The sequence below is a fragment of the Pararhizobium sp. A13 genome (assembly GCF_040126305.1).
Taxonomy (GTDB): domain Bacteria; phylum Pseudomonadota; class Alphaproteobacteria; order Rhizobiales; family Rhizobiaceae; genus Pararhizobium.
On sequence record NZ_CP149510.1, the window covers coordinates 603,170 to 623,856 of the forward strand.

General features: G+C 60.8%; 19 protein-coding genes and 1 pseudogene. 7 read left to right on the forward strand and 13 right to left on the reverse strand.

Translation table 11 applies throughout. The annotated features are described in order from the left end of the window. Genes WI754_RS02855 through WI754_RS02865 form a run of 3 tightly spaced genes read right to left on the reverse strand, consistent with a single transcriptional unit; the run spans nt 1 to nt 3,778 of the window. Complete coding sequence (locus WI754_RS02855; protein WP_349436131.1) at nt 1-1,122, reverse strand: mandelate racemase/muconate lactonizing enzyme family protein; 1,122 nt, start codon at nt 1,120-1,122, stop codon at nt 1-3. An 11-nt stretch (nt 1,123-1,133) separates the two neighbouring features. Then, a complete protein-coding gene (locus WI754_RS02860; protein WP_349436132.1) occupies nt 1,134-2,633 on the reverse strand; it encodes an aldehyde dehydrogenase family protein in 1,500 nt (499 codons plus the stop codon). A gap of 2 nt (nt 2,634-2,635) precedes the next feature. Further along, entirely contained in the window at nt 2,636-3,778 is a 1,143-nt protein-coding gene (locus tag WI754_RS02865) for an iron-containing alcohol dehydrogenase (protein WP_349436133.1), read from the reverse strand. A gap of 114 nt (nt 3,779-3,892) precedes the next feature. On the opposite strand from WI754_RS02865, the gene WI754_RS02870 reads away from it, so the two are divergent. Beyond that, nucleotides 3,893-4,795: a LysR substrate-binding domain-containing protein gene (locus WI754_RS02870; RefSeq protein WP_349436134.1), complete on the forward strand. Its 903-nt coding sequence runs from the start codon at nt 3,893-3,895 to the stop codon at nt 4,793-4,795. 300 nt (nt 4,796-5,095) lie between these two features. On the opposite strand, the gene WI754_RS02875 is transcribed toward WI754_RS02870, so the two are convergent. Continuing rightward, nucleotides 5,096-5,230 (reverse strand): hypothetical protein, encoded by a 135-nt coding sequence (locus tag WI754_RS02875; protein ID WP_349436135.1) that lies wholly within the window; start codon nt 5,228-5,230, stop codon nt 5,096-5,098. A gap of 4 nt (nt 5,231-5,234) precedes the next feature. Continuing rightward, nucleotides 5,235-5,510, reverse strand: a complete 276-nt coding sequence (locus WI754_RS02880; RefSeq protein WP_349436136.1) for a hypothetical protein — start codon at nt 5,508-5,510, stop codon at nt 5,235-5,237. On the opposite strand from WI754_RS02880, the gene WI754_RS02885 reads away from it, so the two are divergent. Next, nucleotides 5,478-6,266, forward strand: a complete 789-nt coding sequence (locus WI754_RS02885; RefSeq protein WP_349436137.1) for a DUF6030 family protein — start codon at nt 5,478-5,480, stop codon at nt 6,264-6,266. The two genes, WI754_RS02880 and WI754_RS02885, sit on opposite strands and share 33 nt — an antisense overlap. Nucleotides 6,267-6,847: 581 nt before the next feature. Next, nucleotides 6,848-7,456: a sugar transferase gene (locus tag WI754_RS02890; RefSeq protein ID WP_349436138.1), complete on the forward strand. Its 609-nt coding sequence runs from the start codon at nt 6,848-6,850 to the stop codon at nt 7,454-7,456. 363 nt (nt 7,457-7,819) lie between these two features. On the opposite strand, the gene WI754_RS02895 is transcribed toward WI754_RS02890, so the two are convergent. The 8 genes and pseudogenes from WI754_RS02895 to WI754_RS02930 form a co-directional block, all read right to left on the reverse strand. Then, on the reverse strand, nt 7,820-9,544 hold the full coding sequence (locus tag WI754_RS02895; protein WP_115096038.1) for an ABC transporter substrate-binding protein: 1,725 nt from the start codon (nt 9,542-9,544) through the stop codon (nt 7,820-7,822). Nucleotides 9,545-9,619: 75 nt separating this feature from the next. Then, nucleotides 9,620-10,039, reverse strand: coding sequence for a DUF2160 domain-containing protein (locus tag WI754_RS02900; protein ID WP_349436139.1), 420 nt, complete (start codon nt 10,037-10,039; stop codon nt 9,620-9,622). After that, nucleotides 10,039-10,863 carry a carbohydrate ABC transporter permease gene (locus tag WI754_RS02905; RefSeq protein WP_349436140.1) on the reverse strand — a complete coding sequence of 275 codons (825 nt, stop codon included), beginning with the start codon at nt 10,861-10,863 and terminating at the stop codon, nt 10,039-10,041. The genes WI754_RS02900 and WI754_RS02905 overlap by 1 nt, the downstream gene beginning before the upstream one ends. A 21-nt stretch (nt 10,864-10,884) precedes the next feature. Beyond that, nucleotides 10,885-11,751, reverse strand: a complete 867-nt coding sequence (locus tag WI754_RS02910) for a sugar ABC transporter permease (protein WP_349436141.1) — start codon at nt 11,749-11,751, stop codon at nt 10,885-10,887. Between the two features lie 2 nt (nt 11,752-11,753). Then, nucleotides 11,754-12,841, reverse strand: a pseudogene (locus tag WI754_RS02915) (ABC transporter ATP-binding protein). Between the two features lie 10 nt (nt 12,842-12,851). Next, nucleotides 12,852-13,946, reverse strand: a complete 1,095-nt coding sequence (locus WI754_RS02920) for an ABC transporter ATP-binding protein (protein ID WP_349436142.1) — start codon at nt 13,944-13,946, stop codon at nt 12,852-12,854. Between the two features lie 47 nt (nt 13,947-13,993). Next, nucleotides 13,994-15,511, reverse strand: coding sequence for a glycerol-3-phosphate dehydrogenase (gene glpD, locus WI754_RS02925; protein WP_349436143.1), 1,518 nt, complete (start codon nt 15,509-15,511; stop codon nt 13,994-13,996). Between the two features lie 126 nt (nt 15,512-15,637). Beyond that, on the reverse strand, nt 15,638-16,402 hold the full coding sequence (locus tag WI754_RS02930; protein ID WP_349436144.1) for a DeoR/GlpR family DNA-binding transcription regulator: 765 nt from the start codon (nt 16,400-16,402) through the stop codon (nt 15,638-15,640). A gap of 176 nt (nt 16,403-16,578) precedes the next feature. Here WI754_RS02930 and WI754_RS02935 point away from each other — a divergent pair, with 176 nt between their 5' ends. The 4 genes from WI754_RS02935 (at nt 16,579) to WI754_RS02950 (ending at nt 20,507) form a co-directional block, all read left to right on the forward strand. Next, a complete protein-coding gene (locus WI754_RS02935) occupies nt 16,579-17,349 on the forward strand; it encodes an SDR family oxidoreductase (RefSeq protein ID WP_349436145.1) in 771 nt (256 codons plus the stop codon). A gap of 31 nt (nt 17,350-17,380) precedes the next feature. Continuing rightward, the gene (locus tag WI754_RS02940) at nt 17,381-18,277 is read left to right on the forward strand and encodes a LysR family transcriptional regulator (protein WP_349436146.1); all 897 of its coding nucleotides are present in this window, start codon (nt 17,381-17,383) and stop codon (nt 18,275-18,277) included. Nucleotides 18,278-18,474: 197 nt separating this feature from the next. Next, nucleotides 18,475-18,954, forward strand: a complete 480-nt coding sequence (locus tag WI754_RS02945) for a formate dehydrogenase subunit gamma (RefSeq protein WP_349436147.1) — start codon at nt 18,475-18,477, stop codon at nt 18,952-18,954. Then, the gene (locus tag WI754_RS02950) at nt 18,951-20,507 is read left to right on the forward strand and encodes an NADH-quinone oxidoreductase subunit NuoF (protein WP_349436148.1); all 1,557 of its coding nucleotides are present in this window, start codon (nt 18,951-18,953) and stop codon (nt 20,505-20,507) included. The genes WI754_RS02945 and WI754_RS02950 overlap by 4 nt, the downstream gene beginning before the upstream one ends. Nucleotides 20,508-20,687: the final 180 nt, after the last annotated feature.

A 20,687-nucleotide genomic window follows, 5' to 3' on the forward strand; every position in this document is an offset into this window, starting at 1 on the left:
TTACACCTGTGTCCTCTTCAGCCGCTCCTCGTCGAGCACCACGCCCAGCCCCGGCGCTTCACCGAGCTCCAGCCAGCCGTCCTTGTGCTTCAGCGGCGAGACCATCGGGTAGTCGCGGCGCTCCTCGCTCCATTCGGGATTGTCATAGGGATATTCGAGAAAAGGCGCATCGCCGGCGCCGGCGGTGAGGTGGGCGTTGGCGAGCACGCCGATACCGTTGGTCCAGGAGTGCGGCGTGAACATCACGCCAGCCTCGCGGGCCTGATAGGCGAGACGGCGGCAGCCGGTGATGCCACCGGTGAGCGCCACATCCGGTTGGACGACATCGAAGGCGCGCGCCTCGATGATGTCGCGGAACTCATAGAGTTCGCGGGTCATCTCACCGCCGGCGATGCGCACGCTGGTGGCATCGGAGAGACGGCGCATGCCTTCGCGGTCGGAGCGGAACAGCGGCTCCTCCATCCAGTAGATATCGAGCTTTTCCAGCTCTTTCGCGACAGCCAGCGCATCCTTGAAGGTCCATGCCAGCGTCGTGTCCCACGGCATGCGCCAGCCCTGGTTGCAATCGACCATCAGCTCCACCCGGTCGCCAACGCGGGCGCGGATGGCTTCGAGCGCCTTCACATCGGCTTTCCAGCTGCCGCGGCCGCCGGCCGAGGAGGAAAAGCGCACCTTCATCGCCGGGAAACCTTCATCGATGTAACCCTCGGCCTGATCGGCCATGGCCGACGGCTCGCGCAGGACGCCGGAGGAGGCATAGAGCCGGACCTTGTCAGCCCGGCCGCCGAGCATGCGCCAGACCGGTTCGCCAGTGATCTTGCCGGAGAGGTCCCAGAGCGCCAGATCCAGCGGCCAGCAGCGGCCATAATGGAAGCTGATGTGCGACAGCACCTCATAGTGCCGCTCCAGATGACGCGGGTCCTGTCCGATGAAGAGATCCTCATGACCCTCGAAGCCCTTCATCAGGTCACCGGAGCCGATCCCCTCGCGGCCCTCGTCATCGCGGACGCGGACGATCGTCGCATCGAAATGTTTTCGCGGCCGGCCGTCCCAGCTCGCCTTGAACGCCGGGTCGAGCGGCAGCCGATGATGGGTGATCTCGATGGAGACGATCTTGCTCATGCGCCTGCTCCTTAGCCGAAATGCTGCCAGATGGTCTTGTAGTCGCAATATTTGTCGATCGCATGCACCGAGCGGTCGCGGCCGAAACCGGACTGCTTGAAGCCGCCGAAGGGCGTCGCGAAATTCGACATGTCGTAGGTATTGATCCAGACGGTGCCGGCATGGATCGCCTCGGAGAAGCGATGGGCGCGGTCCATGTCCCTGGTGAAGACGGCGCCGGCAAGGCCGTAGATCGTGTCGTTGGCAATCCTCAAGGCTTCCTCCTCGGTGTCGAAGGGGATGGCAGCGAGAACGGGCCCAAAAATTTCCTGACGGGCGAGGCTCATGTCGTTGGTCATGTCGACGAAGACGCCAGGGGAAACGTAGTAGCCGCCTGTTTCCGAGAGGGTCCGCTCGCCGCCGAAGGCACGGCGGGCACCTTCCTTCTCGCCCGCCGCGATCATGGAAAGGACCTTGATCATGTGCTCCTCCTCGATCAGCGCGCCGATCTGAGCCGACGGTTCGAAGGGATGGGCAAGGGCGATATCGCTCTTTGTCACGGCCTCGATCTTCGCAATCAGTGCATCCTGCACCGAACGCTCGACGATGAGCCGTGTCGAGGCATGGCAAGTCTCTCCCGAATTGTAGAAACAGCCCCAGGCGACGGCTGAGGCGGCGGCGTCGAGATCGGCATCGGCGAAGACCACGAGCGGCGACTTGCCGCCGAGTTCGAGCGCCACGCGCTTGACGTTGGATTGCGCGGCATAACCCATGATCAGCTTGCCGACCTCGGTCGAGCCAGTAAACGCAATCATGTCGACATCCATGTGCAGCGCTAAGGGCTTGCCGGTTTCCTCGCCATAGCCGGTGACGACGTTCAGAACGCCAGCCGGAAGCCCCGCCTCGAACCCGAGCTGGGCGAGACGGATGGCAGACAGCGATGACTGCTCGGCCGGCTTCAGCACGACGGAGTTGCCGGCGGCAATCGCCGGCCCGAGCTTCCAGGCATCGATGATCATCGGGTAGTTCCACGGCGTGATGGCGCCGATGACGCCGATCGGCACCTTGCGGACGATGGCGCGCTCGCTCGGTGGAGTCGGTGCGACCTCGTCGTAGAGCTTGTCGATCATCTCGCCGTAGAACTGGATGCCATCGGCGCAGAGGCGCACGTCGACATTGAGCGAGGCCATGACCGGTTTGCCGACATCGAGCGTTTCGAGCAGCGCCAGCGCGTCGCCATGGTCGCGGATCGCCTGCGCCCATTTCAGCATGATCTTCTTCTTCTCCGCCGGGTCCTTCTTTCGCCAGACCCCGCTCTCGAAGGCTGCGCGGGCGGCCGCCACTGCCCGATCGATATCGGCGGCATTGCCGCGTGCAAGCGTGGCGCCAGGCTTGCCGTCCATTGGACGCGTCCGGGTGAAGGTCGCGCCGGACGAGGACGGCGACAACTCGCCGTTGATGAAATGGCGGCCTTCCGGCTTGAGGGCCGAAAGGACGTTTTCCCAGTAGTCGCGGGTATAGAGCTTGGTCATGATCAGGCGGCCTTCGGAAGGGACATGATGGTGGCGGCGAAATCGGCGATGTCCTCATCGCTGACCTCGCGGATGGAAGAGCGGCGCATCGGCTGGTTTTCCGGCGCCTTCATCTCGGCAGCAAGCGCGCCCGAATCGAGTGCTTCGAACGCCTTCGGCAGGGCACGGACAATGCCGCAGCGATCCATCAGACCCGAGACGAAAGCCGGAAGATCCGCCGCCTTGGCAAGACCGCAGGCTTTTGCAGCCGCATTGAGATCGGCGGTATCGGCCTCGACCAGCCAGGCAAGCGTGGCCTCGAAGCCAAGCGCGGTGGCAAGGCCATGGTGAACGGGGGCCAGGCCCGCCAGCGCATGGCTGATCGTGTGGGCGACGGCTGTGCCGCAATTGTCGATGGCGATGCCAGCATAGCACGAGCCGAGCAACACTTTGCCGCGCGCGTCCATATTGTCGGGTTCGTTGACGGCTGTTTCCAGCGCGCCGGTGACAAGGTGCAGGGCTTCATGCGCATAGATTTTGCCGCCGGCATGGGTGTTGCGGTTGGTGGCGGCCTCGAAAGCATGGATGAAAGCGTCCATACCGCACCAGGCGGTGAGATTGGCGGGCAGCGTCGCCGTCAGCGCCGGGTCAAGCAGCACGAGATCAGCCTTGGTCTCGGCACCCCAGATCCAGAGCTTCTTGCCCGCTGGCCCGGTGAAAATGTTGGTCGCGGACGTTTCCGATCCGGTCCCTGCCGTCGTCGGCACCATGATCTTCTTCAGAGGGTCCTTCGGTAGCGGATTGGCCGCGAGCGCATAATGCATGGCATCCTCACCGGAGGCGGCACAACAGGCGGCGATCTTGGCGATGTCCAGTGCCGAGCCGCCGCCGATACCGATCACCACATCCGCGCCCGTGACCGCCTCGGTCGCACGCCGCACATGGGCGATCTTCGGCTCACCAGTGAAATCGGAGAAGACACGCGCCTCGATGCCTTCGGCCAGCAACTGGGTTGCGATGCGACCGGCGAGCCCCGATCGGGCAAGGAAGCCGTCGATGACGATGGAGGCGGTTTTCGCACCAAAGGACGAGGCAGCGGTACCGATCGTTTCGTGAATATTTTCGCCGAAACGAATTTCGGGAACGAAGGAAGTGGAAAAAGCCACGGTGGTGAACCTGCAATGCATGTTTGATGCTGCTTCCAGCCTGCATCACAATCTGATATTTTCAAACACGGGCATTTTTCGGCCATTTTGATAATCTGAAATCATGGAGACGGGATGCTGGGCCATATTCCGCTGGAAGCGTTCCGGGTGTTCGATGCAGCCTGCCGGCAGATGAATTTTTCGAAAGCCGGGCGCGAACTCAACATCACCCAGGCCGCCGTCAGCCGCCGCATCAAGGGACTGGAGGATCATCTCGGCGCGGCGCTGTTCACACGGCGCGGCAAGAACCTGGAACTGACGCCGCAGGGCGCACGCCTGTTCCAGCGGGTTCGCGCCGCGCTGGATTATCTGGAGGAGAGTCTCGACCCCTTCCGCTCTGTAAACGGCGGCACGATCGCCATCGCAGCGAGCGGTTCGGTGTCACATCTCTGGCTCGGCGGCCGCCTGCGCGATTTCGGCAAGGAGAACCCGTCGATCTCGCTCAGGCTGCTGACCTCGGACACGTCATCGGATCTTGCCGCTGAAACCAATGATCTCGTCATCCTTTACTCGACCGGAGAACACCCGCGCTGGGACCTGACGCCGATGATGCCGGAACGGCTGATGCCTGTTGCTTCGCCGGATTATCTCGACAGCCGCGGCCTTGATGCCGGGACCCTGACCGTCGAGCGGATCGCCTCGCTGGACCTCATCGACTACGAGCGCTTCAACGCGCACTGGATTTCCTTCCGGCAGTGGTTCGGCCGCGTTTCTCCGCCGCCCCGGCTGAAGCTGCCGAACCCGCGTTTTTCCTTTTCCACCTATATCATGGCGATCGATGCCGCCCTTCGCGGGGACGGCATCGCGCTTGGCAGCCTCGGCCTGATCGAAGAACAACTCGCCGATGGCAGGCTTGTGACGGTCGGCTCGGAGTGCCTTTCCACCGGTTACGGCTATTATCTCGGCCTTCCCAAATTCAAGACCGTCACGCCGGAAGCGCGGCAGCTGCATGCGTTCCTGACAGGCTCGGAGAGCTGACCAGTGCCGCGCTGCTGGATAATTCCTTAAATCGGAATCGATCACGGGAAAAATTATCCAGCAGATCAAAGCGTTACATCGACCTTGCGCGTCTGAAAAGACGGCGGTGCCGTAATTGTGCAATGCAAACGAATCATGCGATGGTCTCGCCGTCTTTACCGTGGCATTTCGCGAGCCAGCTGAGAGCCGCAGGGCCTCTGCAGCCAGCAACCACGTTGAGCGTTGCGCCTATCCTCAGCCTTTCTTCTCCTCCCTTGAATCTCCGGCCCCTGCCCGATGCCATGGTCAAATCTACTGCTTTCATTTTACACCTTGATATGTCTGTTTTTTCTCGACAATACCTATCGCGAGGGTGAGGCCGCCGGCGGCGCCTGGGATAAAATGCGTGTTCTCGGATTGTCTTTGTGCCTGCTCTGGCCACTGCTCCTCGTTCATGTGATCATCTCGGCCTGCAGGAACCGGCAAACGGGTTGATGTCCGCAATCTTGCCCGGCACGCGCGCCAGGATGGCCTGGCACGGATCGGAGGCACCGGAGGTCGGGCAGTGCGCAGACGCGACGCCCGAGGCCGGTGGAAGCCGCGGAGTTCGGGTTTCGACATGAAGGAGGAGCGGAAAAGCCGGTCCGGAAGGATGTTCTTTCTCGTCGCTGTCGGCCTGATCTTTGCCGGCATCCTGGCGACAGTGCTGCTCGCCAACGGCCAGCGCAATCTCCATCTGCTGCTCGCCTACCTCGGCTATCCCGACCTGCTGGCGACGGCCGAGCCGGCGCCGAAGCCGGTGAAGATCACCCGCAGCAAAAGCGTGCGCCTGCCGCCGGCGCGCGTGGTCCTGCCGGTTTATGCCTTCGCCGATTTCAAAGCGCCGCAGCAGCGGTTCATCCGCGTGATCCAGAGCGATCCTCGCACCTTGTGCGAACGCCTGAAAACCGGCGGCTTCGGCGAGCTGGACTGGACGGTCAGCAGCGGCAACAAGGACAACTGGGAATGCGCCTCCTCCGTCGACCTTCCGGCCAGAGGCGAAGGCGCGGCACAGTCCTCGATCTTCATCTTCATCAAGGGGGACGGCGAAAACCGCGTCACCTCCTTTCGCGTCAAGTTGAACATCGAAAACCCGGCGGACACCATCAAGGTTGCCGAACTCGCCGGCAACGCCGCGAACATCTTCCTGCGACAGGTGCGCTGGGAAAACCCGGCCGAAATCATCGGCAAGATCCGCGCGCTCGAGGCCTTCGACATCCGTAGTTTCGGCAGCCGGATTCAGTTCAAGCGGGAATTTGGCGAGACGCCGCGCTACAACTTCCTCGCGAACCAACTCAGCAAGCGGGGCCCGAAGACACCTGGCGACCTGTTCTTCGATCGGGGCGAATGGTTTCCGCTGACCGGCAGCGACGGGCTGCCGATGATCGACGGCATGATGGCGGGCGAAAGCGCCGAAGGGCTGACGCTGGGCGCTACGGGCGAGCGCCCGTAACGAAAGGCCGTGGCGTCGCAAAAATTTCAAATGGACAGCCGGCGAGAACGGCAACCTGCGCACGCTGCCACAAAACGGCACAGCCCGCCGCACCTCTTGGAACGACAATCGCAATTGACCCAAAAATGATCCGTTTTGGAATGCTGCAAATTAACCACAGGTAGAAAAATTGCACATACGGAGACTTGTCAAAGACGATCATATTTAATAAATGATTAAAAACAAAAAAATGCTTTTTGCAAAAATAATCTCCAGGGACGGCAACACTCCAAGGCGCCGAGTACAAGAACCTTGCCGCAAGGCAGGGAAGACAATTGTTTTGAGAAAAAGAAAAACTGATCGGCTTTGCCGGACAAATATAAATTTATCAGTGACGGCCACACAACTGGTCGTCGCTGCCTGCCAAAGGTGCCAGGAGTATTTAAAGCATGACGGAAAAAATGATGTTGCAACAATCAGCTGCTATCGGAGTGGAGGATAGCAGGTTGAGTGGAAATATTTCCGGGAGATTTGCCGTTCACAACAAAGAACGGCGTGCAGACGAAAGCAATTTTTACATCAACCCGGCCAACGCGCCGAACATGCCTCTTCAGCTTACCATCAAGCGCATGATCGATGTTGCCGGCGCATTCTTCGGTCTTCTTGTTCTTTCGCCGGTTATTCTTCTGATTGCCGTGCTCATCAAGCTAGAAAGCAAGGGCCCGGTTTTCTTCAGGCAGCTACGGACGGGCCTCAACGAGGTACCGTTCGAGATCCTGAAATTCCGTTCAATGTACACCGATCTCTGCGACACAAGCGGCGTGCGGCAAACGATCGACAACGATCCGCGCATCACCCCGCTCGGTCGTATTCTGCGTAAGACCAATCTCGATGAAATGCCGCAACTGTGGAACGTGCTGATCGGTGACATGTCGCTGGTCGGTCCGCGTCCGCATGTTCCCGACATGCTGGCTGCCGGCCGCAACTATGCCGAACTCGTGCAGGGTTACGAGTATCGGCACTTGATGCGACCGGGCCTCACCGGTCTTGCGCAGGCCCGCGGCCTGCGCGGCCCGACTGCACATCGCTGGCTGGCGATCCGCAGGATCGTCTGCGACGTCGAATATGTCCGGCAGTTCTCGCTGTTTCTGGACATCAAGATCATCGTTCGCACGGTGATCAACGAGCTGAAGGGCGGCACCGGCCTCTGAGGCTTGCAAAGCCTCATCGTCTTGACGTTCCAAATGCAAAGCCATCGGCGCCAGTCGGTGGCTTTTTCGTTGGCCTGCGCAGCCGATGGCAGAGCCCCAGAAACATCCCCTGAGGGACCGCCAAACCGTCATTCTCTCTTGTGCTACCGGGCCTCCGGCGCGCTGGACGCGCCTCTCGGCGTATCCTCAGGACCAAACCGCCACGTTTGGGTGTCAGGCTGGATACTGCGCCATCCCTTGGCCACCATCGAAAAGCCCGAAAGCGGCCCGGCAGTGATGCTTCGCGAAAGGCTAAACTGACCTTGAACGCAAACCGCCCGGGCAGAACCCGGGCGGCGATGTTTCAGAGAAAAGCGAGAGCGCTTAGTTCGACTGCCAGCTCTTCACCAGTTCGTCGTAGTTGACGGTCTGCGGCTTTTCTTTTTCGTTCTCGATCTTCAGCTGCGGTGCAAGGTTGCCCTTCGAGACGGCGTCCTTGTTCCAGAAGTCGAGATCATGCTCTTCGGCAAGCTTCGGGCCAATATCGCCCTGGATGCCGGAGCGCTCGATGCGTCCCATCACCTTTTCCTGCTCGGCGCACAGACTATCCATGGCTTCCTGAGCGGTCTTCGCACCCGAGGATGCATCGCCGATCGCCTGCCACCAAAGCTGAGCCAGCTTCGGGTAGTCCGGAACGTTGGTACCGGTCGGCGACCACTGAATGCGGGCCGGCGAACGGTAGAACTCGACGAGACCGCCGAGATCCTTCGCACGATCGGTGAAGCTCTTGTCCTGGATCGTCGATTCGCGGGCGAAGGTCAGGCCAACCTGGCTCTTCTTCACGTCCACGGTCTTCGATGTCACGAACTGCGCGTAGAGCCATGCGGCCTTGGCGCGGTCTTCGGGCGTCGACTTCATCAGCGTCCAGGAACCCACGTCCTGGTAACCGAGCTTCATGCCGTCCTTCCAGTAGACGCCATGTGGGCTCGGAGCCATGCGCCATTTCGGCGTGCCGTCTTCGTTGACGACCGGCAGACCAGGCTTGACCGAGTCAGCTGTGAAGGCGGTGTACCAGAAGATTTGCTGGGCGACGTTGCCCTGGGCAGGAACTGGGCCGGCTTCACCGAAGGTCATGCCCTGCGCTTCCGGCGGTGCATAGGCCTTCAACCAATCGAGATACTTCTGAATCGAATAGACTGCTGCCGGGCCGTTGGTGTCACCACCGCGAGCTACGCAGGAACCGACCGGACGCGAATTCTCGTCGACCTTGATACCCCATTCATCGACCGGAAGGCCGTTCGGGATGCCCTTGTCGCCGTTACCAGCCATCGAAAGCCAGGCATCGGTGAAGCGCCAGCCGAGCGACGGGTCCTTCTTGCCGTAGTCCATGTGACCATAGACCTTCTTGCCGTCGATTTCGCGACCGGTAAAGAATTCGGCGATGTCTTCGTAAGCAGACCAGTTGACCGGAACGCCGAGGTCGTAGCCATACTTCGCCTTGAAGTCAGCCTTGTTCTTCTCGTCGTTGAACCAGTCGTAGCGGAACCAGTAGAGGTTCGCGAACTGCTGGTCGGGAAGCTGGTAAAGCTTCTTGTCCGGCGCCGTAGTGAACGACGTGCCGATGAAGTCGGCGATGTCGAGACCGGGGTTGGTGACGTCCTTGCCCTCGTTGGCCATCCAGTCGGTCAGGTTGCGAACCTGCTGGTAGCGCCAATGGGTGCCGATCAAGTCAGAGTCGTTGACATAGGCGTCGTAGATGTTCTCGCCAGTCTGCATCTGGGTCTGCAGCTTTTCAACCACGTCGCCTTCGCCGATCAGGTCGTGGGTGACCTTGATGCCCGTGATCGCGGTGAACGCCGCGGCAAGGGTCTTGGATTCATATTCATGCGTGGTCAGCGTTTCGGAAGCGACCTTGATTTCCATGCCGGCAAAGGGCTTTGCCGCATCGACGAACCATTGCATTTCGGCTTCCTGAGCGGCGCGGTCCAGCGTCGATACGGTGCCGATCTCCTTGTCCAGGAACGTCTTTGCCTCGTCCATGCCCGCGAATGCGGACCCGGTAAAGGCCAGCAGCATAACTGCTGTCGATGTCAATAAATGCCGTCGCATAGTAGTCCTCCCTTAAAGGTTTGCGATTGCAGTTTCGGACTGCCTCCCCGGCAAATCCGTTTCAGTAATCTTGCCTCAGACCAGCTTGAAGACGCCGACGGCGTACACGATGGAAAGAGCAAGAGCCCACCACACGTTGGGACCGACAAGTCCCAGCCATGCGAGATGAATGAAGGCGCTGCCAAGCAGCGAGACGAAGAGACGGTCGCCACGCGTCGTCTCGAAGCGCAGGATGCCGATCCGTGGACTGCCGCCTGGCCGCGCGTATTCCCAAACCGCCATCAGCGACAGAAGCGCAAAGATGGTGAGAAAGAACAGGGCGCCGGGGAAAGACCAGGCCATCCAGCCGCCAGGGATCAGCGGAGCGAACCAGTCGCGCTGGCCATCCTTGATCGGCAGCGCCATGACGAGCAGCCCAGCAATGAAGGCATAGACGACGAGAACGGCTGCCAGCGCCAGAGGCCAGCGGTTGTTGCGTTGGGATACAGTGGCCATTAGACCCTCCCCAGGGCAAAGCCCTTGGCGATGTAGTTTCTGACGAAATAGATGACGATCGCGCCCGGGATGATGGTGAGCACACCGGCCGCAGCCAGCACCCCCCAGTCCATGCCGGATGCCGAGACCGTTCGCGTCATGATGGCGGCGATCGGTTTGGCGTCGGTGGTGGTCAGCGTGCGGGCGATCAAGAGCTCGACCCATGAGAACATGAAGTTGAAGAAGGCGGCGACACCGATTCCACTAGCGATCAGCGGGATGTAGATCCGCAGGAAGAAGCGCGGGAAGGAATAGCCGTCGATATAGGCGGTCTCGTCGATCTCCTTCGGCACGCCGGACATGAAGCCTTCAAGGATCCAGACCGCCAGCGGCACGTTGAACAGGCAGTGTGCCAAGGCAACGGCGATATGCGTATCGATGAGGCCGAATGCCGAATAGAGCTGGAAGAACGGCAGCGCGAAAACGGCGGGCGGCGCCATGCGATTGGTGAGCAGCCAGAAGAACAGGTGCTTGTCGCCCAGGAACCGGTAGCGCGAGAAGGCATAGGCCGCCGGCAGCGCCACCGAGACCGAGATGACCGTGTTCATCACCACATAAATGATCGAGTTGATATAGCCCTTGTACCAGGACGGATCGGTGAAGATCACGACATAGTTCCTGAGCGTCGGCGCATGCGGATAGAGCGAGAACGTCCCGGTGATCTCGGTGTTCGTCTTAAAGCTCATGTTGACGAGCCAGTAGATCGGCAGGAGCAGGAAGAGGATGTAGAGCGTGGGCACGAGCCAGGAGAGGCTGCGGCCGGATGATTGTGTCGCGGTGGTCATTGTTTTTCCTCCCTCCGGCCGTCAGCTCTGCGCATCGCTGTTGGTCATCACGGTGTAGAAGATCCATGAGAGCAACAGGATGATCAGGAAGTAGATGAGCGAAAGTGCTGCTGCTGGACCAAGGTCGAACTGGCCGATGGCCGTCTTGACGAGATCGATCGACAGGAATGTGGTGGCGTTTCCGGGACCGCCGCCGGTGACGACGAAGGGCTCGGTATAGATCATGAAACTGTCCATGAAGCGCAGCAGGAAAGCGATCAAAAGCACGCGCTTCATCTTCGGCAGCTGGATGTAGCGGAACACGGCCCAGCGCGATGCGCCATCGATTTTGGCGGCCTGGTAATAGGCATCCGGGATCGAGACGAGGCCGGCATAGCAGAGCAGAACGACGAGGCTTGTCCAGTGCCAGATGTCCATGACGATCAGGGTGACCCAGGCATCGAAGACATTGTTGACGTAGTTATAGGGTATGCCGATCGCATCGAGCGTATAGCCGAGCAGGCCGATATCGACACGGCCGAAGACCTGCCAGATGGTGCCGACGACGTTCCACGGAATGAGCAGCGGCAGCGACATCAGCACCAGGCAGACAGGAACGCCGAGCCCCTGTTTCGGCATGTTGAGCGCGATCAGGATACCGAGCGGAATCTCGATCGTCAGGATGATCGCCGAAAAGATCAGGTTGCGCGTCAGCGCGTCCCAGAAACGGTCGGACTGCAGCACCTGGATGAACCAGTCGGTGCCCGCCCAGAAGAACTCGTTGTTGCCGAAGGTGTCCTGAACCGAATAATTGACCACCGTCATCAGCGGGATGACCGCCGAGAAGGCGACGAGCACCAGCACCGGCAGGACCATGAACCAGGCCTTGTTGTTCCAGGTCTTTTCCATGATCAGGCCTCCCCCCCTGCCAGCAAGGAATCTGCGACGCGCCAGGAATTGGCGTAGATATTGATGGCGGACGGATCGAAGGTGACGCGTGGCTCCGCCGGGATCTCGCCGTCCTCATGAACGACGATGGCGATCGGCCGGTTGGCGAAGGAAGCACGGACGATCTTCTGCCGGCCGATGTCCTCTACCTTGGAGATCGTTACCGGCATGCCCTCGCGGCCGAGACGGACAAATTCCGGCCGGATGCCGAGCTCGGTCTTGGCGCCTGCAGCGATCTTCGGCGCAAAGGACAAGGCGACTTTCTGTCCGTCGAGATCGACGGATGATCCATCAATCTTCGCGGGCAGCACGTTCATGCCCGGAGAGCCGATGAAATACCCGACGAAGGTGTGCTTCGGCTTCTCGAAGAGTTCGGCCGGCGTGCCGATCTGGACGATTTCGCCGTCATACATGACGACGACCTTGTCAGCGAAGGTGAGTGCCTCGGTCTGGTCGTGCGTCACATAGACCATGGTGAAGCCGAACTGCTTGTGCAGCCGCTTCAGCTGCGGCGCAGCACCCATTTCATATGCGGATCAATGACCGTCAGCGGCTCGTCGAACAGGATGGCGCTGACGTCGGAGCGCACGAGGCCGCGCCCGAGCGAGATTTTCTGCTTCTGGTCGGCCGTCAGCCCCTGCGCCCTTTTCTTCGCCCGGTCAGAGAGGCCGATCATTTCGAGGATTTCCGTGACGCGGCGATCGACTTCTGTTTCCGGAACGTGGCGGTTGCGTAGCGGGAAAGCCAGGTTGTCGTAGACCGTCATCGTGTCGTAGATGACCGGGAACTGGAACACCTGAGCGATATTGCGGTCCTGCGTCGACAGGTTGGTGACGTCCCTGCCGTCGAACAGGATCTTTCCTTCGGATGGCTGCAGCAGCCCGGAAATGATGTTGAGCAGCGTGGTCTTGCCACAGCCGGACGGACCGAGCAGCGCATAGGCGCCGCCGTCGTTCCATTCGTGATGCACTTCCTTCAGCGAATAGTCCGAAGGCGATTTCGGGTTCGGGCCGTAGGCGTGGCGGATATGATCGAGATTGATGCGTGCCATGGTGTCCTCCTCACGCCGCCCGAAAGGCAGAACCGCCGCCATGACCGCCGATCGCACGCCCATCCGCCCCGAAGGCCATCAAGTGACGCGTATCGACGAAAAGCGCGATCGCCGTGTCCGGCTCGATGTCGTGAATGCCGTGCTCGAGCATGACCCAGCGCGAACCGGCACAATCGACGTGGATGAAACTTTCCGAGCCGGCGATTTCCGAAATGATGATCTGCGCCTTCAGCGTCGCCGCCGTTTCATGCGGACGGACGAGCGACAGGTGGTGCGGATGGAAGGCAACCGTGTAGTGGCCATCGGCAATCGCCGACAGGTGCGCCGGCACCGGCAGAACGGCGATGCCGTCCCTGTCGAAGGTATTGCCGGATTTGACGAGATCGATGGTGTTGAGCGGCGGGTCGGCAAAGGTCTTGGCCGTCACGATATCGGCCGGCTTGCGATAGACCGAGATGGTCGAGCCGAACTGGCTGATGCGGCCCTGATTGAGTGTCGCCGTATTGCCACCGAGCAGCAGCGCTTCCTGTGGTTCAGTCGTCGCGTAGACGAAGATCGAACCGGAAGCAGCAAACAGCTTTGGCAGTTCCTCGCGCAGTTCTTCGCGCAGCTTGTAGTCGAGGTTGGCGAGTGGCTCGTCAAGCAGCACCAGGCTTGCATTCTTGACGATGGCGCGGGCAAGCGCCGTGCGCTGCTGCTGGCCACCGGACAGGTTGAGCGGCGTGCGCTCAAGATAGGGCGTCAACTTCATCAGCTCGGCCGCCTTGCGAACCTCGCGATCGATCGTTGCGGCATCCTTGCCGGAAATGCGCATCGGCGAAGCGATGTTCTCATAGACCGTCATAGCCGGATAGTTGATGAACTGCTGGTAGACCATGGCGACCGAGCGATCCTGCACGCGCACGCCCGTCACGTCTTTTCCGTCGAAGGTGATGGTGCCTGTGGTCGGCTTGTCGAGGCCGGCCATCAACCGCATCAGCGACGTCTTGCCGGAGAGCGTCGGGCCCAAGAGCACATTGAGCGAGCCCCGCTCCAGCACAAGATCGGTCGGGTGGATATGCGTATCCGCACCCACGACCTTGGTTATGTTTTTCAGTTCAAGCATTTCTCAGGCTTCCTCCCAGCCATCGGTAGCGCCATTCCGGCGCTCCCTCAGGCAACTTTGCGGATAGTCTCCCGCATGTATTCCTCCAACCCGGCGGCTTCCGCCTGGGTCAATTTCAATCCAAGCTTGGTGCGGCGCCACAACACGTCCTCGGCACGCCGCGCCCACTCCTGGCCAATCAGCCACTGCACCTCGACCTCATAGAGATCGGCGCCGAAATGCCGCCCAAGGCCCTCGGCCTTGTCGATCTCGCCGAGCAGGCTTACGGCCAGCGTGCCGTAAAGCCGAACCAGCCGGCGCGCATGGCGCTCTGCCAGAAAGGGGTAGCGGTTCTTCAGCTTTGCGACTTCGGCCCCGTAACCGGTCGCCGGGAAATCACCACCCGGCAGCACGCTTTTCGCCGTCCACGGAGCACCCTTGGCGCCGATAGCACCGGCGATTTTTTCCAGCGCATGTTCGCTGAGCCGGCGATAGGTCGTCAGCTTGCCGCCAAAGACGTTAAGCAGCGGCGCGTCGCCATTGCTGGCATCGATCTTCAGCACATAGTCCCGCGTGGCTTCCTGCGCCTTTGAAGCGCCGTCATCGTAAAGCGGACGCACGCCGGAATAGGTCCAGACGACATCAGAAGGCTTGACCGGTTCGGAAAAATACTCGCTCGCTGCATTGCAGAGATAGTTGATCTCACCCTCGGTGATCTGGATGTTCTTCGGGTCGCCGGTGAAATCGCTGTCGGTCGTGCCGATCAGGGTGAAATCGGTCTCATAGGGGATTGCAAAGATGATGCGGTTGTCCGGATTCTGGAAGAAATAGGCGCGCGGATCGTCGAACTTCTTCTTCACGACGATATGGCTGCCCTGCACCAGGCGGACATTATGGACATTGTTCTTGCGAACGGCTTTCGACAGAACGACATCGACCCAGGGACCGGCGGCGTTGATCAACATGCGCGTCTTGAAAGTGTTGACGGCGCCGGTCGCACCATCCTCGACATCGACTGACCAGAGGCCGCCCTCGCGCTTGGCCGAAACCACGCGGCTGCGGGTCATGATGCGGGCGCCCTTTTGCGCAGCGTCACGGGCGTTCAAGACCACGAGGCGGGCGTCATCGACCCAGCCGTCGGAATATTCGAATGCCTTGGCGAACAGCGCCTTCAGCGGCTTGGCGGCCGGATCGCGGCGCATGTCGAGCGTGCGGGTGGCGGGAAGCAGCTTGCGGCCGCCGATATGATCGTAAAGGAAGAGGCCGAGGCGGATGAGCCAGGCCGGCCGGATGCCGCCCTTGTGGAAGGGCAGGACGAAACGCATCGGCCAGATGATGTGCGGCGCCATGGCCCAAAGCACCTCGCGCTCCATCAGCGATTCACGCACCAGCCTGAACTCGTAGTGTTCAAGATAGCGCAGTCCGCCGTGAATGAGCTTGGTGGCGCGCGAGGATGTGCCGGAAGCGAAATCGTCCATTTCAGCCAGCGCAACCGAGTATCCTCGGCCGACGGCATCCCTTGCGATGCCGCACCCATTGATGCCGCCACCAATCACGAAGATGTCGAATACGTCCTGCGCAGGCACTGCTTCCCCTCCCACATTTCGCATTGCACAATATTGAGCACATGCGAAAGTGAAAGCACTTAAAACGAAAATCTTACGAATGTCAAACGAATGTTTATGGAAAACTGACCGCGAAAACAACTGATTTCAGCGCGAGGTTTCGATCAGCCGGACATCCTGCTCCTGGCAGATGGCCCGCACGTTTTCGACCGGACAGATATCGGTGATGAAGGTGTGAACCTGGGTGATATGACCGATCCGCACCGGTGCGGTCCGCTCGAATTTGGTCGAATCGGAAACAAGAATGACGTGGCGGGCATTGGCGATGATCGCCTGCGCCACTTTCACTTCGCGATAATCGAAATCGAGAAGCGCGCCGTCGTGATCGATCGCGGAGGCGCCGATGACGGCGTAGTCCACCTTGAACTGGCGGATGAAATCGACCGCCGCCTCGCCGACGATGCCGCCATCAGCCCCGCGCACCACACCACCGGCGATGACCACCTCGATCGAGGGGAACACCCGCAACCGATTGGCAACATTGATATTATTGGTGATGACCATCAGCTCCGTATGATCGAGCAGAGCCTCCCCGACCGCTTCCGTCGTGGTGCCGATATTGATGAACAACGAGGAGTTGTTGGGGATCATCGCGGCCGCGGCCTGGCCGATCGCCTGCTTTTCGAGCGCTGCAATCGACCGGCGCGCCTCGTATTTCACATTCTCGTTGCCGCGCGGGAAGATCGCCCCGCCATGGATGCGCGTCAGCACGCGCCCGTCGCAAAGGTCATTCAGGTCCTTGCGGATGGTCTGCGGGGTCACCGAAAAACGCGCGGCGAGTTCATCGACGAGAACCCGGCCCTCCGTTTTGGCAAGCTCGAGGATTTCAGACTGCCGGCCCGTCAGATACATGAATATTCCCTCCCCCGCATTTTCGTTTTCTTTCATAATATGCAAAAACGAAAGCAGCGCAATTTCATAAACGCAGCGAGCGCTCGAAAATGAACCGTCCCCTGAGAAGGGAACTCGGCCGCGTTGCAATTCAAGCCATGATGCGACAGCCTGTCGTCGCTGAGGAGGGAGTTCTGATGTTTCACCCATCGCTGTTCAAGGGCATGAACGTCGTCGTCACCGGCGCCGGTCGCGGCATCGGGCTGGAAGTAGCGCGACAATTTCTCGATTGCGGCGCAATCGTCTATCTACACGGCGGACGCACGGCGCGCGAGCCCCTACCCGATTTTCTCGACGCGGCACTGACAGAAGGCCGGGCGTTTCTCTCCTATGCCGATTTCTCGACCGCCGGCGGCGTCGAGATGCTTGCAGCAGGCATAGCCTCGCGATTCCAGGCTATCGACGTTCTCATCAACAATGCCGGCACCATGGTCGGCCGGTTTCTGGCCGACGAATTGACGGATGAACAATATGAAACGGTGGTTCAACTGAACCAGACATCCGTGGTCCAGACCACCCGCGCGCTGTTGCCACTTCTTAAACGCGGCACGCATCCGGCCATCGTCAACACCGTTTCGATCTCGGCGCTGACCGGCGGCAGCGCCGGCTCCTCCATCTATTCGGCGACCAAGGCCTTCGTCTCGACCTACTCCAAGGCGCTTGCCCGCGAGCTGGCGCCGGCCGGCATCCGGGTCAATTGCGTGTCACCCGGCACGATCACCACCGACTTCCACGAACGCTACTCCTCGGCCGAGAAGCTGGAAGCGACGCGCAAGACCATCCCCTTGCTGCGCCTCGGCACGGCGGAAGACTGTGCACCCGCCTATCTCTTCCTCGCCTCGAACGCGCTCTCCGGCTATATCACAGGCCAGGTTCTCGAAGTGAACGGCGGGCAATTGATCTGCTGAGGGTAGAGAGACAACACTCGGGAGAGGTTGCGTGATCGACAAGCTGGAATTCTTCATCGCGCTCGCCCAGGAGCGGCATTTCGGTCGGGCCGCCGAACAATGCGGCATCACCCAGCCGACGCTGTCGGCCGCGATCAAGCAGCTGGAAGATCAGCTCGGTGTCATGCTCGTCAATCGCGGCTCGCGCTACCAAAGCCTGACGCCGGAAGGCCAGCGCGTGCTGGAATGGGCCCGCCGGATCGTCGGCGATTCGCGCACCATGCACGAGGAAATGCGCGCGGCCCGGCGCGGCCTCGTTGGACACATACGGTTGGCGGCGGTGCCGACCACGCTTGCCATGGTGCCGCGCATTACAGCCCCTTTCCAGGAGAAACACCCCGAGGTGACCTTCTCGGTTCTTTCGACGACATCTCTCAAGATCCTCGGATTACTCGAAAATCTCGAGATCGACGCCGGCCTGACCTATCTCGAGAACGAGCCGCTCGGGCGGGTCACCAGCGTGCCGCTACAGGTGGAGCGCTATCATCTCGTCACGGCCGCCGGAACCGAACTGGCGGATCGCGAAAGCGTGACGTGGAAGGAAGTCGGCGGTATTCGGCTTTGTCTATTGACCGCCGACATGCAGAACCGGCGTATCGTCAACCAGCATTTCGCCGAGGCCGGCGTCACCGTCGCCCCGACACTCGAATCCAACTCGATGATCGTGCTGTTTTCGCATGTGCGCACCGGTCACTGGTCCAGCATCATGCCCTACAACGTCGGGAAATCATTCGGGTTTCACGATGAAATCCGCCTGATCCCGATCGTCGAGCCGGACGCACAGCACACCGTCGGTCTGGTCGCAACACATCGCGAGCCGTTCACCCCGCTCGTCTCCGCTCTTTTGCATGAAGCCCGCATTCTGGCCGAGGCGCAGTCGTTCCGATAGAAAATATCTATCGCTCAACGAAACAGGCGTATTGACCCCTTCCGCAGCTACTGCAAAGCTCATTTCCTGCGTGAAGCGTGATTGCCGCTTTGTCCTGACCGACCGGATGTTCTTGGAGGAGCGCCGGTCAAAGTGGTCTCGGCAGATAGCCCCATCATTGCCAAGCCAAATTCGTTTCAGTTCGGGAGGTCTGAACGTTGAACCTGCATCTATCAAGCCGCGATGTCGGCGTAAGAACGCTGGATATCGTCAGCGAGATGAAGTCGCTCGAAGGGCCGCTTCTGCCGATCCTGCATGAAATCCAGGCCGAGTTCGGCTATGTGCCGCAGGAGGCCCTGCCGATCATTGCGCGCGAACTCAACCTGTCGCGCGCCGAGGTCCACGGCGTCGTCACCTTCTATCACGACTATCGCGACCACCCGGCAGGCCGGCATGTGCTGAAACTCTGTCGCGCCGAGGCCTGCCAATCGATGGGCGGCGACCAGCTTGCCGAACGGGTGAAGTCGCTGCTCGGCATCGATTTCCACCAGACGACGCTCGATGGAGCGGTAACGCTCGAACCCGTCTATTGTCTAGGGCTCTGTTCCGCCGCACCCGCCGCGATGCTCGACGGCGAGGTGCACGGGCGGCTCGATGCGGATGCGGTGACGGACCTCGTTGCGGAGGTGCGCGCATGACCGTCAGGATTTTCGTTCCCAGGGATGCGGCAGCATTGGCGCTGGGCGCCGAACGCGTAGCCAAGGCGCTCGCAGGCGAAATCGAAGCACGCGGCATCGACGCCACGATCGTGCGCAACGGATCGCGCGGGCTGCACTGGCTGGAGCCGATGATCGAGGTCGAGACGCCCGAAGGCCGGATCGCCTATGGCTCGGTCAAGGCATCCGATGTGGTCCCGCTGCTCGACGCTGACTTGACCACGGGTGGCGATCACGCACTCTGTCTCGGGAAGACTGAGGAACTGCCGTTCCTGAAAAGCCAGACGCGGCTCACCTTTGCCCGCTGCGGCATCGTCGATCCGTTGTCGCTCGCCGACTATCGTGCCCATGACGGGCTAAAGGGTCTGGAAAGAGCAGTGACCTTGGCGCCGGCCGATATCGTCGCCCATGTGACCGAAAGCGGCCTTCGCGGCCGCGGCGGTGCGGGCTTCCCGACCGGCATCAAATGGAAGACGGTGCTCGATACGCCGGGTGCGCGAAAATACATCGTCTGCAATGCCGACGAGGGCGATTCGGGTACCTTTGCCGACCGGATGATCATGGAAGGCGACCCCTTCGTGCTGATCGAGGGCATGGCGATCGCCGGCATCGCGACCGGCGCCACCAAGGGTTTCGTCTATATCCGCTCGGAATATCCGCATGCCATCGCAACGATGACGCAAGCCGTCGAGATCGCCCATAAGGCAGGCGTGCTCGGCACGTCGGTGCTCGGATCGGCCCATGCCTTCGACATCGAGATCCGCACCGGCGCCGGCGCCTATGTCTGCGGCGAGGAAACCGCGCTTCTGAACTCGCTCGAAGGCAAGCGCGGCATCGTGCGCGCCAAGCCGCCGCTGCCCGCCCACAAGGGCCTGTTCGACTGTCCGACCGTCATCAACAACGTCATTTCGCTCGCCTCGGTGCCGATCATCATGGACAAGGGCCCGATCTACTACAAGGACTTCGGCATGGGCCGCTCGCGCGGCACGATCCCGATCCAGATCGCCGGCAATGTCAGGCATCGCGGATTGTATGAAGCAGCCTTCGGCCTGACGCTGGGCCAGATCGTCGACGACATCGGCGGTGGAACGGCGTCTGGACGTCCGGTGAAGGCCGTGCAGGTCGGCGGTCCGCTCGGCGCCTATTTCCCGCGCGCGCTGTTCGACACGCCGTTCGACTACGAGGCCTTTGCCGCCAAGGACGGGCTGATCGGTCACGCCGGCATCGTCGTCTTCGACGATACCGCCGACATGCTGAAGCAGGCGCGTTTCGCCATGGAATTTTGTGCGGTGGAAAGCTGCGGCAAGTGCACGCCCTGCCGCATCGGCTCGACGCGCGGCGTCGAGGTGGCCGACAAGATCGCGCAAGGGATCGAACCGGAAAAGAACCGCGAATTGCTGGCCGACCTCTGCAATACGATGAAATTCGGCTCGCTCTGCGCGCTGGGCGGCTTCACGCCCTATCCAGTGATGAGCGCGATGACCCATTTCCCGGACGATTTTTCCCCGGCTCCGATGGTGGAGGCAGCGGAATGAGAGTTCGTGGCTTCACCCCCCTCTGTCACTTCGTGACATCTCCCCCTCAAGGGGGGAGATTGGTTTTTTCCCATTCTTCTTTCCGCGCAAGCAGGCCCACCGTTAAAACGCAAACCTCGCCGCTTGTGATCTCCCCCCTTGAGGGCGAGATGCCCGACAGGGCAGAGGGCGGTGAAGCCT